This window comes from Nonomuraea sp. NPDC049158 (genome assembly GCF_040648335.1).
Taxonomy (GTDB): domain Bacteria; phylum Actinomycetota; class Actinomycetes; order Streptosporangiales; family Streptosporangiaceae; genus Nonomuraea.
This window is the reverse complement of the sequence record NZ_JBEZDM010000008.1, coordinates 12,856-28,102: the sequence shown is the minus strand read 5'-3', so window position 1 is coordinate 28,102 and position 15,247 is coordinate 12,856. Positions and strand designations below refer to the sequence as shown.

12 protein-coding genes are annotated in these 15,247 nt (G+C 69.9%); 8 read left to right on the top strand and 4 right to left on the bottom strand.

Annotated features, from left to right (window positions below; all coding sequences use genetic code 11):
- Window positions 1-3 precede the first annotated feature (3 nt).
- On the top strand, window positions 4-849 hold the full coding sequence (locus AB0B61_RS19100) for an SMI1/KNR4 family protein (RefSeq protein ID WP_358433148.1): 846 nt from the start codon (window positions 4-6) through the stop codon (window positions 847-849).
- Between the two features lie 80 nt (window positions 850-929).
- Here the strand turns inward: AB0B61_RS19100 and AB0B61_RS19095 are convergent, their stop codons facing one another.
- The 3 genes from AB0B61_RS19095 to AB0B61_RS19085 form a co-directional block, all read right to left on the bottom strand.
- Window positions 930-2,534 carry a hypothetical protein gene (locus tag AB0B61_RS19095; RefSeq protein WP_358433146.1) on the bottom strand — a complete coding sequence of 535 codons (1,605 nt, stop codon included), beginning with the start codon at window positions 2,532-2,534 and terminating at the stop codon, window positions 930-932.
- 95 nt (window positions 2,535-2,629) lie between these two features.
- Complete coding sequence (locus AB0B61_RS19090; protein WP_358433143.1) at window positions 2,630-2,941, bottom strand: hypothetical protein; 312 nt, start codon at window positions 2,939-2,941, stop codon at window positions 2,630-2,632.
- Window positions 2,938-3,222 carry a hypothetical protein gene (locus tag AB0B61_RS19085; protein WP_358433140.1) on the bottom strand — a complete coding sequence of 95 codons (285 nt, stop codon included), beginning with the start codon at window positions 3,220-3,222 and terminating at the stop codon, window positions 2,938-2,940. Before AB0B61_RS19085 ends, AB0B61_RS19090 begins: the two co-directional genes overlap by 4 nt.
- Before the next feature lie 333 nt (window positions 3,223-3,555).
- Between AB0B61_RS19085 and AB0B61_RS19080 the strand changes: the two genes are divergently transcribed.
- A complete protein-coding gene (locus AB0B61_RS19080; RefSeq protein WP_358433137.1) occupies window positions 3,556-4,077 on the top strand; it encodes an ATP-binding protein in 522 nt (173 codons plus the stop codon).
- A gap of 77 nt (window positions 4,078-4,154) precedes the next feature.
- Here the strand turns inward: AB0B61_RS19080 and tuf are convergent, their stop codons facing one another.
- Entirely contained in the window at window positions 4,155-5,342 is a 1,188-nt protein-coding gene (gene tuf, locus AB0B61_RS19075) for an elongation factor Tu (protein ID WP_358433134.1), read from the bottom strand.
- 294 nt (window positions 5,343-5,636) lie between these two features.
- Here tuf and AB0B61_RS19070 point away from each other — a divergent pair, with 294 nt between their 5' ends.
- The 6 genes from AB0B61_RS19070 (at window position 5,637) to AB0B61_RS19045 (ending at window position 15,227) form a co-directional block, all read left to right on the top strand.
- Window positions 5,637-6,920, top strand: coding sequence for a SpoIIE family protein phosphatase (locus tag AB0B61_RS19070; RefSeq protein ID WP_358433132.1), 1,284 nt, complete (start codon window positions 5,637-5,639; stop codon window positions 6,918-6,920).
- Window positions 6,921-7,093: 173 nt separating this feature from the next.
- Entirely contained in the window at window positions 7,094-8,632 is a 1,539-nt protein-coding gene (locus AB0B61_RS19065; protein WP_358433129.1) for a protein kinase, read from the top strand.
- Window positions 8,632-10,134: a protein kinase gene (locus AB0B61_RS19060; RefSeq protein WP_358433125.1), complete on the top strand. Its 1,503-nt coding sequence runs from the start codon at window positions 8,632-8,634 to the stop codon at window positions 10,132-10,134. Before AB0B61_RS19065 ends, AB0B61_RS19060 begins: the two co-directional genes overlap by 1 nt.
- Before the next feature lie 121 nt (window positions 10,135-10,255).
- On the top strand, window positions 10,256-12,250 hold the full coding sequence (locus AB0B61_RS19055) for a S9 family peptidase (protein WP_358433123.1): 1,995 nt from the start codon (window positions 10,256-10,258) through the stop codon (window positions 12,248-12,250).
- Window positions 12,214-13,524, top strand: a complete 1,311-nt coding sequence (locus tag AB0B61_RS19050; protein WP_358433121.1) for a serine hydrolase domain-containing protein — start codon at window positions 12,214-12,216, stop codon at window positions 13,522-13,524. Before AB0B61_RS19055 ends, AB0B61_RS19050 begins: the two co-directional genes overlap by 37 nt.
- A gap of 2 nt (window positions 13,525-13,526) precedes the next feature.
- Window positions 13,527-15,227 carry a helix-turn-helix domain-containing protein gene (locus tag AB0B61_RS19045; protein ID WP_358433119.1) on the top strand — a complete coding sequence of 567 codons (1,701 nt, stop codon included), beginning with the start codon at window positions 13,527-13,529 and terminating at the stop codon, window positions 15,225-15,227.
- Window positions 15,228-15,247: the final 20 nt, after the last annotated feature.

The following is a 15,247-nucleotide window of genomic DNA, read 5'->3' as shown; positions in this document are numbered from 1 at the left end:
TCTATGACGGCGCTGGATGATCTTGTGCGGCGAGTGCCGCCACCTGCGGTACCGGTGGACGGGCACGGGGATTGGCGAGTCGCGGAGACGGCACTGGGATTGGGCCTGCCAGACGACTTCAAGGCGCTGGTGCGGCGGTACGGCCGAGGCGAGTTCTGCGATCTCCTCTTCACTTATCCGCCGTTCGGGCAGTGCATGCTGATCGACTACGCGGTCCGGCTGCTGGATGGCGAACGTACTGTCCGGGACGAGTTTCCAGAGGACTATCCGTATCCGCTGTACCCGGAGCCGGGCGGGCTGCTTATCTGGGGCGGTACCAGCAACGGTCACCACTTGTGCTGGTTGACCGAGGGCGCGCCCGGCGACTGGCCGGTCGTAGTCTGGCAACCGAGGGACGGGGACAACTACGAGCTGTACCGGATGGGCGCCGTGGCCTTCATCGAGGGATGGCTCAGCGGTCGGCTCGCCCGCCGGCCTTTTCCTGCCGCCTTCACCGAGGCCGCACAGTGGTTCGACCCGCCACGTGACCTCAGCCACGTCTACATTCGCCTGGCCGAGGGAGAGCTCGCTTACCCACAACGGCTACGCATCCTGCGCGACGCGCTCGCACCTACCTTAGATCGCAGGAGCGTCGAAATGAACGACGGTGCACGGCAGGACATGTTCGTCGCCACCGAGGCACAGTGGCAGATCACCTACGAGACCGCATACGGCCACCAGATCCGGGTGGCCTTCCCGCCTGAGGATGACGACCGTGCCCGCACCGCGATCTTGCGGGCCGCGGAATTGATGAGGTGTCCGGTGATAGACGCAACGCGAATCGACGGAATGCCGGCCTGGAACTTTTGAGTGGTGACGGACCGCTCGCGCATTAAGCGGACCATCTCCCTGCGAATGGCGCCGCTTTCGCTGAAGATTCTTCTGTCAGCTCAGACCCTTCCGGCTGGACAGGCCCAAGTGAGGCCGCAGGATCGTAGGGTCTCGTCCAGTCGGCGAACGTAAGTGGTATCCGCCCAGGGTTCCAGCCGGGCTCGTGCCTGGCCGATCTCATCGGTCAGGCGAGCCGAGCTGTGCTGCCTGGTGACCTCGGCGGCATCCGTGAGCTTGGCCGCCGCTTCTGGGATCTCCTTGGCCATCGTCAAGGCGCTGGCGTACCGCGCAAGTACCAGCCCATGTCGCCTCTTGTACTTCGGATCAAGCCCGGTCAGAAATCGTTCGGCTGCCACCACTACAGGTCCCACGGCAGGCCCGGGTTGCTTCAGCCGGACGAGCAATGCGCATCTCCCAAGTTCCAATGCCGACGGCGAAATCCAGTGCAGGTACACCGGCTCGTTGTCCTTTGGCGCTCCTGCCGATGCGAGCGCGCGGTCATGCGCGCGAGCACTCGCTGTAGCATCGCCTTCCGCAGCGAAGGCAACCGAAAACAATGATTCGTGCAGTGGTGGCAACAGCTTGCTCGAAGACCGAGAAGCCCAGCTCTGAACAGCGAAGGCGTGGTCCAAAACCGCAGCTGTCCGGCTCTGGTCAGCGGCCACCCGACCAAGCCAGTAGTGCGCGTAGCTGACCAATGTCGGGTCTCCGAGGTCGAGTGCCGCGCGCAGCGCGTCACTCAGCGGCTGCTCAGCCACCGCGTATTCGCGCAGGTCATAGGCGAGGAAGCCCGCCAGCTGCGACATCTGCGCGTATGTACCGAGGAGCCGGTCTCGCAGGTTCGGCAGCATCGGCTCGCGGACGAGGAGCCGTCCGACCGCCTCCCGCTGCTTATTGACGACAGGCAGCAGCGTGGCCGGCCCGGATCGGTCATCGGCTTGATGCGCCTGCATCGAGAGTTTCTCGAAGGTGCTAACCGTCGCCTCGTCCACCCTCCAAGTGCTGCGCAGCACCCCGGCCAGGCGTTCTTCCTCCTCCGGGGTGAGCACACGCAGCAGGTCCAGTGCCTTGCTTCCGCCCAGCACCAAGGCGAGTTCGAAGAGCAGTTCCCGTCGCTTCACGTCGGTCTCCTCGACGCCGATGGCACGCAGCAACCGCACGCACGCTGGGGCGTCCACAAGCGACTTGTCGGCGGGCGAGGCGGCTGCGCTCGGCTCCATCGTGACATGGCTTCCCCGGTCCGGGGACGGTGGCCGGTTGGCGTCCATGTCGCGGAAGTCCGCGCCGCAGATCAGGTCACGATCAGCGGTGCTGTACGAGGTGACAACCCCCGTACAGAGCAGGTTCTGCGCGGCGGTCTCGTAGATCTTGGCCAGCACGGGGAGCAGACGTGCGGGCGGCCGACGCCCTGCCTCCGGCCAGCACTCGAATTCGTACAGCCGCGACTCGCGCAGTGCTGCGGTCCCAGCTGGATCGGCGTCGTTGACCATGGCCACAACCTCGGCTGCGGTGCGGCCGTGCGCCAGTCGATACAGCCGCAACGGGCTCACCTGGTGGGTGAGCGCGAGGACGTCGACGATCTGGCCCCATGTGAAGCCCTTCTCTCGGAGACGCTTACTCCAAGTGCGAGCCTGGAGCAGCACCCGGTAGCCCTCGCCGGACATCGGGCCCCTTCCCGTTGGAACTGATCACCAATAGTAATTATATGGTCACATTCCGCACAAGAAAGAAGAAGATTGCTAAGCCGGCGTGGCTGCTCTTAGGGGCGGTCGTAGATGGAGTGGTCGCCGATGCGCCGCCATTGCAGGATCGTCTCGCCGTCGCTCTCCGTGGCGAAGCGGAAGGTGGCGCGTCCGTCCGGGGAGGTGAAGTTCCACGTCAAGGAGTAGACGTCGGTGCCGGTGAGTTTGTGGATGCGCAGTCGTACAGGCCAGGGCACGTGGCCGGTGTGGGCGCCCTGGCCCAGCGCGGGCAGAAAGTGCTTGCAGACCGCTTCTTTGAACAGCGTGTAATGCTCTGAGGGTAGCCGCGAGAGATCCCGTAGAAACGAGTCGGACCGCTCGTACTTCAAGGGGACGTCTCGCCGCGAATCGCATCGCTCTCGGAGAAGAGCTCATCCATACTGTCGAAGCGTCGGCTGCGGCCATCTCGAAAGTCCGCGTCGGCCTCGACTTCGGCCGCCTGCCAACCGGGCACCCAGTACCAGGCATCGTCAGCGGGAACAATGGCGGCCACTCGGCGGCCATGATCGGTCAGGTAAGCGATCGCGCCACGCTCGGAGGCGGCACTGATGACCTCGGGCAGGTGGCCGTCGGCTTCGTTCAGTGGGACCTCGAAGGCGCTGTCACTCATGTCTTGAGTGTAGGTCAGGGCATATGCGGGGGCCATGCTGCGTAGCGTAGTCGCTCGATTGCCGACTGTATGTCCTTTGCTGGACATCCACACCTCCTTCACTCTGTGAGCGTTGCCGGTCGTCAAGATGTGGACATCCCTTGTGCGGGCGAATGCGGGATCGATCAAATCCGCATCGGGACGACGATCACGGAAACCGGGAGATTCGCGCAGGTCAGAGTGGATGCGGCACGGGCGATCTATGGGGAGGCGATGGGGGTCCACGTGGCGCGGCCGATGAGGCAACGTTGTGGCAGTGAACCGAGCCCCTGACGTGTCCTTGGAGAAATCCCGATGCCCGAGATCACCGTGCCCGCCATCGTGTTCGTCCCCAAGCAACGCGAATTGGGAACCGTACAAGCTGAACTCATTGACGCGATGGTCGACCTGCACCCCGGTGGTCTGACGTGGCGGCGCACCTTTCCCGGAACCTTGGACCAGGTCCCTCACGTACGCAACTTCACGAGCTACCTCCTGGCCGACTCTGCCTGCCGGGATGACGCGGAACAGATCGTCGCCGAGCTCGCCGCGAACGCCATCCAGCACACCGGCAGCGGCCATCTCCACGGAACCTTCATCGTCGAGATCGCTCGCACGACCACCACGATCACCATCGCGGTTTACGACTGCGGTTGGGGTGGCGTCCCCCGGTTCGGCGCACACTGCCGGGTCAACGCGGAGTGTGGCCGGGGGCTGGCCCTTGTTTCCACGATCGCCGACCAAGTCGGCTACGAAGGCAACGACGAGGTAGGCCACAAGGTATGGGCGAAGATCCACACGCACGCCAGCCCAAAGGTCAGCCGTCAAAAGGTCTAGTGACAGAAAGCGACATGCCGGGGCGGGCACGTCGACCGTGCCCGCCCCGGCTGCTTGGACCGTGCTCGTGCCGGACGTCAAGCAGGCGCGTCCAGCACCTCCAGCACCGTGCCCGCGCCGACCGTCAGGCCGCCCTCGCGGATCGCGAAGCCGAGGCCCGGCTCCAGAGCGACCGCCTTGCCCAGCTCGACCCGCACCTCGACCGTGTCGCCCGGCTGGGCGGGGTCGTCCAGGAGCAGCTCGCCGGGCACGTCGGTGGTGCGCAGGTAGAACTGCGGCCGGTAGCCGGGCGCGATCGGCCGGCGCCGCCCGCCCTCCTCCGGCGTGAGGAGGTAGATCCGGGCGGTGAACGAGCGCCGGGCGCGTTGGCTGCCAGGCGCGGCCAGCACCATGCCCCGCCGTACCTGGTCGCGGCGGACACCGCGCAGCAGCACGGCGGCGTTGTCACCCGCCTCACCCCGCTCCATCGTCTTCCCGAACGTCTCCACCCCGGTCACCACGGCGGTGAAGCCGGTGTCGGAACCGGACTCGAACCCGACGACGCCCACCGAGTCGCCCACGCGGACCGCGCCACGCTCGATGGCGCCCGTGACGACCGTGCCCCGGCCGGTGACCGTGAGCACGTTCTCCACCGGCATCAGGAACGGCGCGTCCACGTACCGGATCGGCACCGGGATGTGGTCGTCGACCGCCTGGAGCAGCGCGTCGATGGACGCCGTCCACTCGGGGTCGCCTTCCAGCGCCCGTAGCCCGGACACCCGGACCATCGGGACGTCCTGGTAGCCGTGCTCGGCGAGCAGGTCGTGCAGCTCGAGTTCGACCAGGTCGGTCAGCTCCGGGTCGGCGCCGTCGGCCTTGTTGACCGCGACGACCAGGTGCTCGACGCCGACCCGCCGGGCGAGCAGCACGTGCTCCCTGGTCTGCGGCATGATGCCGTCCTGCGCGGACACGACGAGGATGGCGCCGTCGAGCTGCGCCGCCCCCGTGATCATGTTCTTCACGTAGTCGGCGTGGCCCGGCATGTCCACGTGGGCGTAGTGCCTGGTGTCGGTCTCGTACTCGACGTGCGAGATGTTGATCGTGATGCCGCGCACGGCCTCCTCGGGCGTGCGGTCGATCCGCTCGAACGGCGTGTACGTCGCCTGGCCTCGCTGGGCGAGCACCTTGGTGATCGCGGCGGTCAGCGTGGTCTTGCCGTGGTCGACGTGGCCCATGGTGCCGATGTTGAGATGCGGCTTGTTACGGATATAGGCCTGCTTGGCCATGATCTCTTCCTTGTGAGTCCTGGATGTGCTGTGACCCGCACGGGGCCGACTACCTCCCCCCGCCGGGTCACAGTGGACTTACGGGAAGAGGTCAGCGCTCCAGGCCGTCGCAGGCACGCTCGAACGCGCCCGCGTTGGCGGGCGTCGCGAGGTGATCGTGCCTGAACATGAGGACCATAGTGAGGCGCTCAGCACCGCCACGCAACGCAATATTCCCGGGAGGCGGCAGGGCGGTATGCCGTAAGGCGGCCTCACCTATGGTGACCAGGCAAAACACCTCATAGAGTGGGGGGCGTGAGCAGGCTCACCAGGTCTCGCCCGCCGGGCACGCGAAGGCCGACCACACCGATGGTCGACTATGCGGCGCTGTTCGCCGTGACGCCGTCCCCCTGCCTGGTGCTGGACCCCGATCTGGTGATCGTCGACGTGAACGGGGCCTATCTGCGCGCGACCGGGCGCACTGCCGAGGACCTGATCGGGCAGCACATCTTCGCCGCTTTCCCCGACAACCCCGATGATCCCCACGCCAGCGGTGTGAAGAACCTGAGCGCCTCGCTGCACCGGGTGCTGGCCTATCGAGTACCGGACACGATGGCGCTGCAGAAGTACGACATCCCGCTCGCCGGTTGTCCTGGAGCGTTCGAGGAGCGCTGGTGGTCCCCGATCAACACCCCCGTCCTGGCACCGGACGGGACGCTGGCGTGGATCATCCACCGGGTAGAGGACGTGACGGAGTTCGTCCGCTCCTTCGGCCCGCGGCGGGCCACCACCCGCCGCTCACCGGGGCGTGCGGAGATGGAGGCCGAACTCTACGGCCGGGCACAGGAACTGCAGCGGCTGAACGAGGAACTCCGCCTGGCCCACACCCGCGAACACCAGGTCGCGCTCGCCTTGCAGGAGGCCATGCTGCGCTGCCCCGACCTGGACCTGCACCCCGACATCGAGGTGCGCTACCTGCCCGCGGTGGAGACGCTGAACGTCTGCGGCGACTGGTACGACGTCGTCGACCTGTCGGACGGCTGCTTCGCCGTCGCGGTCGGTGACGTCGTGGGGCACGGCCTGGAGGCCGCCACGTCCATGGGGATGCTGCGCAGCGCGCTGAGCGCAGCGATCCGCGCCCTGAAGGAGCCGGCCCCGGCACTGGAAGTGCTCGGCCTGTACGCCCGTTCGCTCGAAGGGGCGCTGGCCACCACGGCGGTCAAGGCCGTGATCGACACCAGGAGGCGCCGCATCACCTACAGCAGCGCCGGCCATCCGCCACCCGTCCTGCTCCACCTGGGCAACGCCTGCACGCTGCTGGACCAGGCCACCGACCCTCCGCTGGGCGCTCGCCCCGAACATGTCGCCCGCCCCCAGGCCGAGCTCGCCTACGAACCCGGCGACACTCTCGTTCTGTACACCGACGGTCTCATCGAACGCCGCGACCGGGACATCGACGTCGGCCTGGCCCTGCTGGCCGACGTACTCGCCCGATCCGGCCGGCTGGACCCCGGACGCCTCGCCGACGCCCTCCTGGCCGGCATGGACGTCAGCAGCGGCGCCCGCGACGACATCGCCCTGCTCGTCGTCCGCCTGTGAAGGCCGTCCGCAGGTAAATGGGGGATGCCCCAGATCGGCGGCGGGCCCGGCTTGTCGCGCGTGGGGAAGCGCGCGCCGCCATCCCAGCGGGTCTGGTTTACCCGACTGGCTCACTAGATCTGACATTTCCCGCTATGGTGCCGAAGATCCCCTACCCTTGTCACAGGAGCCCCATGGCGCACGTCGAACCCCTCCGGGAGGGCGATCCCACCGCCATGGGTCCCTATCGGCTGTTCGGGCGGCTGGGCGCGGGCGGCCAAGGGGTGGTCTACCTGGGCCAGGGCCCCGACGGCAGGCCGGTCGCGGTCAAGGTGCTGCGCGAGGGACTCGCCAATGAGCGCTTCGCCAAGGAGATCGACGCGGCGCGCCGGGTGGAGCCGTTCTGCATCGCCCAGGTGCTCGACGCCTCGCTGGGCGCCCGGCCGTACATCGTGACCGAGTACGTCGAGGGGCCTTCGCTCCAGCAGGCGGGCCGCCACGTCGGCGCCGACCTGCAGCGGCTCGCGGTGGCGACCGCGACCGCGCTGGCGGCCATTCATCAGGCGGGCATCGTTCATCGCGACTTCAAGCCCGCCAACGTGCTGCTCGGACAGGGCGGCCCCCGGGTGATCGACTTCGGGATCGCCCGGTCCGTCGAATCGGGGCTGACGGCTACCAGCAGCATCGTGGGGACGCCCGCGTACATGGCGCCCGAGCAGCTGGCCGGCGAGGGGATCGGGCCTGCCGTCGACGTGTTCGCGTGGGCGTCGGTGATCGTGTTCGCCGCCACCGGGGTGCCTCCGTTCGGTGAGGATTCACTGCCCGCGGTGATCAATCGGATCCTGCACAACGAGCCGCAACTCGGCGAGCTTCCGCAACCGTTGCGCGCGATCGTGCTGGGGTGCCTGGCCAAGGATCCGGCGCGTCGGCCGGCGATGCGTGACGTGTTGCTGCAGCTCCTGGGCGGGCAGGCCCCGGCACGTCCGGACGTGGCCGACGGCCGCGGGCATGCCCTCGGGCATCCGGGCGGTGCCGACGGCCGCGGTCCGGCCACGGTGCCCGGGCGGCGGCACGGGACCAGGACGGTGCTCGTCGCGGGCGTCTCGGGCGTGGGGGCGCTGGCAGTCGCGGGCGCCGTCGCCTGGGGCGCCACGAGCGTCTGGGATCTCCGGGAATCGCGGCCGAGTACGCAGTCACTGGCGTTCACCGCTACCGCGACGCCCAGCCCGACGAAGACGAAAACGCGCCAGCACCCGAAGACCAAGAGCCCGACGACCACGACGAAGCCGACCGTGAAACAGACCCCGAAGCCAACACGGACCGTGAAACCGACACAGACCGTGAAACCGACACAGACCGTGAAACCAACAAAGACCGCCCCCAAACCCACGACCTCGTCGTCGAAATCGTCATCGGGCAGCGGTTCCTTCCGGATCGTGTGGGTGCGAGTCATCGGTCCCAGGCATGCCGACTCCCCGAACTGCGTGTTCAACCATGGCAACATCTCCGGCCTGGTCGAGGGGACCAAGCTGGCCACCGACTTCCGCTACGAATGGGTCCTGGACGGGCGGGTGGCGTCGCGCTCTGCGAGCGTCATCGCCGAATCCCACACTCAGCAGGTCACCGGCCCGCTCGTGCAGACGGAAGGCACGCACCGGGTCACCCTCCGCCTCACCTCCCCCCAAGCGGTGTCGAAGGCCTTCTCCTTCACCATCTGCCCGAGCGACGATTGATGACCCCGCTCCTGCCAGAAGATCCCCAGGCCGTGGGGCCCTACCGGCTGTCCGGGCGGCTGGGCGCGGGCGGTCAGGGGGTGGTCTACCTCGGCCAGGCTCCTGACGGGCGGCCGGTCGCGGTCAAGCTGCTGGCGGACGGCCTGGCCGGTGATCACCGCTTCGCCAAGGAGATCGACGCGGCGCGCCGGGTGGAGCCGTTCTGCGTCGCCCAGGTGCTCGACGCCTCGCTGGGCGGCCGGCCGTACATCGTGACCGAGTACGTCGAGGGGCCCACGCTCCACGAGGCGGGCCGCCACGTCGGCGCCGACCTGCAACGGCTCGCGGTGGCGACCGCGACCGCGCTGGCGGCGATCCACCGGGCCGGGGTGGTGCATCGCGATTTCAAGCCCGCCAACGTGCTGCTCGGCAGGGACGGGCCGCGGGTGATCGACTTCGGCATCGCCCGCGCGGCCGGTCATTCGCTGACGGTGACGAGCAGCATCGTCGGCACGCCTGCCTACATGGCGCCCGAGCAGCTCGCGGGCGCCCCGCTCGGTCCCGCGGTGGACGTCTTCGCGTGGGCGTCGGTGATCGTGTTCGCCGCGACAGGAAGCCCGCCGTTCGGCAACGACTCGCTGCCCGCGGTGTTCCGCCGCATCCTCCACGACGAGCCGTATCTGGGAGACCTGCCGGGTCCGCTGCGCCCGATCGTGCTGTCCTGCCTGGCCAAGGACCCCGCCGCCCGGCCCGCCATGCAGGACGTCCTGCTCCGGCTCATCGGCGCCCCGCCCACCGGTACGGCGGGCGACCTGACGGGCCGTCGAGCCGGTATGGCGGGCGACCTGACGGGCCGTCGAGGCGGTACGGCGGGTCCTTCCGTGAGCAGTCCGCGCTGGAAGGCGCTGCTGGCGGGCGCCGGGGCACTGGCGGTGTCCGGTTCCCTGGTGGCCGGGGCGATCATGTTGCTGCCCGACACGACGACGCCGACGGCCGCGCCCCTCCCGTCGGCCACGGAACAGCAGGCCACCACGACATCCAGCCCGCCGGCCAAGAAACAGGGCACCGACAAGACGCCCAGCACACCGACCAAGAAGCCGCGCCCCACCCGGACCGGCGACTCGAACCCCACCAGCTCCGTCTCGAGGCAGCCCACGCCCAAACCCACGACCTCCCCGCGGAGAACCACGACTCCGACCAAGACCGCGGCCGCGGGGACCGTACGCCTGGCGTCGCTGACCCTGGACGGGCAGCAGACCGGACCGAACTGCTACTCGCCCAGCCTCTTCCCCGTCGCCTTGCTCACGGGCCCGTCGGGCAAGCAGATCGAGTACGGCTACCGCTGGGTCGTGGACGGCCAGGACGAGGGATGGAAGACGGACTGGGTGACCGGTACGACCAAGAACCGGCGCAACCCCTTCGGCGCCTTCGACCCGGGCCGGCACACGATCGTCTTCCACTTGCTGACACCCTCGAAGGCCACCAGGAGCGTGTCGTTCACGGTGTGCGAGCGGTTGTCCTAGGCAAGGGTCCCTGGGCCAGTGGTTCGCGTTACGCGGTCGTTGGTGTTTCGCACAACGGGAGCGGTGGCCTTCGTCGGATGTGCCGAAGATGCCGTGACCCGGCCGGGCCTACCGTACGGTCATGCCACGCCTCGTCCTCGACGACCTCTACCGCATCGCGGCCCCATCGGACCCGAGGCTGCGCCCCGATGGCGGCGCCGTCGCCTATACGCTCACCACCGCCGACCGCGACTCCGACCAGAACCAGGCCGAGATCTGGCTCGCCGTTCCCGGATCCGCGCCGCGCCGGCTCGCCTCCGGGAGGACGGCGCGCTGGTCGCCCGACGGCCGGTCGCTCGCCTTCCTTCGTCCTGTCGATGGGCGGGCGCAGATCCACCTGCTGCCGATGGAGGGCGGCGAGCCGCGCCGGCTCACCTCGGCGCCGCTCGGTGCCGGTGCGCCCGTGTGGTCGCCGGACGGCAGCCGGATCGCCTACAGCGGACCGTACGGAGATCTCGACCCCCACGCGCCGGTCGTGGCCGACACCCTGGAGTACAAGGCCGACGGGGCCGGGCTGCTGCGCGGCCTGACCACGCACCTGTTCGTGGTGGACGTGGCGACGGGCGACACCGTTCAGGTGACCGAGGGCGGGTTCCATGTCGGGGAGCCGTCGTGGTCGCCGGACGGGCTGCGGCTGGCGTTCGCGGCGGGCATGGCGCCCGACCGTGACCTGGTGGTGGAGAGCGCGGTGTACGCGGTGGACGCCACCGGCCCGGCACCGGGCAAGCCCGAGCGGCTCACCGGGCCGGACATCATCTGCACCGGCGCCTGGTGGCTCGCCGCCCCCGACGGCGCCCGTGGCGACGCCCCCGCCCGTGAGGGCGCCCCCGACCGTGACGGCCAGAGCCAGGGCGCCCGGCTGGTGGTGGCTGGGTTGCGTGAGGCCATCGGCCACACCCGCCTGTACACACTCGGCCCTGACACCCTCGACGAGGTGGAGACCGGGCTCGACCGCAACGTCATGACCGGCGCCCCCGGTTACCCCGGCGCCGTCCCCGCGCTGCTGGGCGACGACCTGCTGTTCTGCGCCCGCGACCAAGGCCGCACGCACCTGTACCGCCTGCCAGGCGAGCCGCTGGCCGGGGAAGCCGGGACGGTAGGGCAGGCTGGGGAAGCCGGAAAGGCAGAGGAGACAGGGGAGGCCGGGAAGGCTCAGAAGATCGTCGGCAACGACTTCACGGTGTCCGGCGTGTCCGTGGCCGCCGGCCGGGTCGCCTGGGTCGCCTCCTCCCCGCTCAGCGCCGGTGACGTCTACCTCGACGGCGAGCCCCTCACTCACCACGCCCTCCCGGACGTCGACCTGTTCACCCCGCGCCCCCGTACCTTCACCGCCCCCGACGGCACCACCATCGAGGGCTTCGTGCTGCGCGACGAGACGCGTACCACCCCCGGCCCGCTGCTGCTCGACGTGCACGGCGGCCCGCACAACGCGTGGTCGCCCGCCTTCGACGGCGCCCACCTCTACCACCAGCGGCTCGCCGTCGACGGCTGGACCGTCCTGCTGGTCAACCCGCGGGCCAGCGACGGGTACGGCGAGGACTTCTTCACCGCCACCGTCGGCGCCTGGGGGCTGGCCGACGAGCAGGACTTCCTCGCGGCCGTGGACGACCTGGTGGCGGAGGGGGTCGCCGACCCTGATCGGCTGGCCGTCGCCGGTTACAGCTACGGTGGCTACATGGCGTGCTGGCTGTCGACCAGGACGGACAGGTTCAAGGCGGCCATCCCCGGCGGCTGCGTCAGCGACCTCGCCAGCATGGCGGGCACGTCCGACCTCGGCTCCCTCATCAAGGCCTACGAATGCCGGGGCGACCTCCAGGCCCAGTCACCGATCGCCCAGGTGGCCCGCGTCACCACCCCCACCCTGCTCCTGCACGGCGACAGCGACGACCGCTGTCCGGTCGGCCAGGCCGAGCAGTGGTTCGCCGCGCTGCGCGAGCAGGGGGTGCCGGTCCGGCTGGTCCGCTATCCGGACGCCTCGCACCTGTTCATTCTCAACGGGCGCCCCTCACACCGGTACGACTTCAACGAAAGGATCATCACGTGGCTGGAGCAATGGGTCACCGGCTCGCCGAGCTGATCGCCGAGCACGAGGTTCCGGGGGCCGCGCTGGCCTACCTGCACCAGGGCGAGGTGCACGAGTTCGCGGCGGGGACGCTCAACAAGGACACCGGCGTCGAGGCGACCCCCGACTCGCTGTTCCAGATCGGCTCCGTGACCAAGGTGTGGACCGCGACCCTGCTCATGCGGCAGATCGAGCGCGGCCGGCTGACGCTCGACACGCCGGTGGCCGAGGTGCTGCCCGAGTTCAGGGTGGCCGACCCGGAGGTCTCCAAGACCGTCACGGTCAGGCACCTGCTCTCCCACACCAGCGGCATCGACGGCGACCTCTTCCTCGACACCGGGCGCGGCGACGACTGCGTGGAGAAGTACGTCGCGGCCTGCGCCGACCTGGCCCAGAACCATCCGCTCGGCGCCACCCAGTCCTACTGCAACTCCGGCTTCACCGTCGCCGGCCGGATCCTGGAGAAGCTCGAGGGCAAGCGCTGGGACGACGTGGTGCGCGAGCAGATCGTCGAACCGCTCGGCCTCACCCACACCTGGACCCTGCCGGAGGACGTGCTGCGCTTCCGCGCCGCCATGGGCCACGTCGACGGCGGGACCGCCCCCGTCTGGGGCCTCATGCGCTCGGCCGGGCCCGCCGGGCTCATCTGCGCCCGGCCCGCCGACGTGGTCGCGTTCGCCCGCGCCCACCTCGAAGGCGGCCTCCTGGACGACCCGCGCGCCATGTGGGAGCCGCAGGTCGACATCCCCAACCCGTACGCGCTGGGCAGGCAGTGGGGCATCGGCTGGATCCTCGACGAGTGGGACGGTCACCAGGTCATCTCCCACGGTGGCAACACCATCGGCCAGCACGCCATGCTCTGGGCCGTACCGGACACCGGCACGATCGTGTGCGTCACCGCCAACGGCGGGCACAGCGGCGCGTTCACGCACGCCGTGGCCACCGAGCTGTTCGCCGAGCTGGACGGCCTGAGCGTGCCGCGCCGGCTCGGGCCGCCCGAGACGCCCGTCGAGGTCGAGGTCGACGGCTATGTGGGTGTTTACGAGCGGGCCGGGTTCCGCGCCACGCTGACCGTCCGCGACGGCGAGCTGTGGATCCTCGGCGAGGCCACCGGCGCTCTGGCCGCGCTCCAGCCGCCGATGGAGATGAAGCTCGTCCCCGTGGACGAGGTCACCTTCGTCTGCCGCCGGGAGGAGGACCCGGACTGGATGTCCGCCGTGTTCTACCGGCTCGAGGACGGCTCGCCGTACATCCACCTGGGAGCGCGCGCCACTCCGAAGATCAGCTGAGCATGCCGGACCACGGTGAGCGGGCGAACGGCCGCCCGCTCGCCCATTCCGGACCGAAGTACGTCGGGTGGACGCACGGCCGCCCGCGTGCCGACCTCGGACCGGACTACGGTGAGTGGATGAACGACCGCCCGCGCGCCAGCCTAGGACGGATCCTGCACGACCTCGGCAGCACCGTGATCGACGTGGCCGCCTCGCCGGGCGACCTCGACGCCGGGGTGACCGGGGTGCACATCTTCGATCCGCTCGACGAGCTGATCGTCCCGCCGGGCGGCATCCTGCTGGCGGTCGGAGTGCAGGGCACGGCGGAGATCTGCTCGCTGCTCACGCGGGCCCCGGCCGCGGCCGGCGTGGTGGTCAAGCTGCCCGTGGACGCCGACGAGCAGGTGCGCGCGACCGTGCTGGAGACCGGTGTGGCCGTGCTCGGCCTCACCAGGGCCGCCTCCTGGGCCCAGGTCGCCGCCCTGCTGCGCTCCCTGCTGGCGGAGGGCGACCTGGGCGGGCCGGGGGAGGGGCCGCAGGGCGACCTGTTCTCGCTGGCCAACGCGGTCTGCGCGCTGCTCGACGCGCCCGTCACGATCGAGGACAGGTCCGCGCGGGTGCTGGCCTACTCCGAACGGCAGGACGAGGCCGACCAGGGCCGGATCGACACCGTGCTCGGCCGTCAAGTGCCCGAGCGCTACCAGCGGATGCTCGACGAGAACGGCTTCTTCAAGCTGCTCTACCAGAGCCACGAGCCCGTCTACCTCGAACTCGACGGCGACAGCATCAACCGGGCGGCCGTCGCCGTGCGGACGGGTGACGAGATCCTCGGCTCCATCTGGGCCGCCGTCCGCGAACCGCTCACACCCCAGCGGCAGCGCGCGCTCGCCGACGCGGCCAAGATCGTCGCCCTGCAGCTGCTGCGCGAGCGGGCCGGAGCCGACACCCAGCGGCGGCTCCGCAGCGACCTGCTGTCCACCGTGCTCGCGGGCGGCGCCGACGCGCCCGAGGCCGCCGCGCGGCTCGGCATCGCCACCGCCCGGCTGTGCGTGCTCGCCGCCCATCTCGCGCACCCCGCCGACGACGACCCGGCGCGCGCCGAGAGCGACCGGCAGCGCTTCGCCGACGCGCTCGCGCTGCACGTCGGCGCCATCCACCCCAAGGCGGCCGCCGCGCTCGTCGGCTCGGTGGCCTACGCGGTGCTGCCACTGCAGGCGGGCGGGGAGGAGGAGGCGCGGGCCGTACGCGTGGCGGAGAGCTTCCTGGCCAGAGTCGGGCCGCGGCACTCGGCCAGCATCGGCGTCGGCCGCCTGGCCGCCAGCCTCGCCCACGTCGCCAGGTCCCGCGCGGACGCCGACCGGGCGCTGCGCGTGCTGCTCGCCCGCGGCGCGACGGGCCAGGTCGCCGGCTACACCGCCGTGCACTTCGAGTCGCTGCTGCTCCAGGTCGCCGACGTGGCGGCGGCGGAGGACCAGGCGCCGACCGGCCCCTACCAGCGGCTGCTCGACCACGACGCCGAGCACGGCAGCGACCTGGTCGCCACGCTGCGGGCCTACCTCGACGCGTTCGGCGACGTCAACGCCGCCTCGGCCAGGGTCCACGTACACGCCAACACCTTCCGGTACCGGCTCAAGCGGCTCACCGAGATCAGTGGGCTGGACCTGTCCGACGCCGACGCGCGGCTCACCGTCATGCTCCAGATGCGCATCTTCGGGCGATAGCACCACGCCCGCCGCGCTTT

What these genes read in the sequence shown, in the direction of transcription:
- AB0B61_RS19100 (WP_358433148.1), top strand. Translation starts at nt 4, where the DNA reads ATGACGGCGCTGGATGATCTTGTGCGGCGAGTGCCGCCACCTGCGGTA.
- AB0B61_RS19095 (WP_358433146.1), bottom strand. Translation starts at nt 2,534, where the DNA reads ATGTCCGGCGAGGGCTACCGGGTGCTGCTCCAGGCTCGCACTTGGAGT.
- AB0B61_RS19085 (WP_358433140.1), bottom strand. Translation starts at nt 3,222, where the DNA reads ATGAGTGACAGCGCCTTCGAGGTCCCACTGAACGAAGCCGACGGCCAC.
- AB0B61_RS19080 (WP_358433137.1), top strand. Translation starts at nt 3,556, where the DNA reads ATGCCCGAGATCACCGTGCCCGCCATCGTGTTCGTCCCCAAGCAACGC.
- tuf (WP_358433134.1), bottom strand. Translation starts at nt 5,342, where the DNA reads ATGGCCAAGCAGGCCTATATCCGTAACAAGCCGCATCTCAACATCGGC.
- AB0B61_RS19065 (WP_358433129.1), top strand. Translation starts at nt 7,094, where the DNA reads ATGGCGCACGTCGAACCCCTCCGGGAGGGCGATCCCACCGCCATGGGT.
- AB0B61_RS19060 (WP_358433125.1), top strand. Translation starts at nt 8,632, where the DNA reads ATGACCCCGCTCCTGCCAGAAGATCCCCAGGCCGTGGGGCCCTACCGG.
- AB0B61_RS19055 (WP_358433123.1), top strand. Translation starts at nt 10,256, where the DNA reads ATGCCACGCCTCGTCCTCGACGACCTCTACCGCATCGCGGCCCCATCG.
- AB0B61_RS19045 (WP_358433119.1), top strand. Translation starts at nt 13,527, where the DNA reads ATGCCGGACCACGGTGAGCGGGCGAACGGCCGCCCGCTCGCCCATTCC.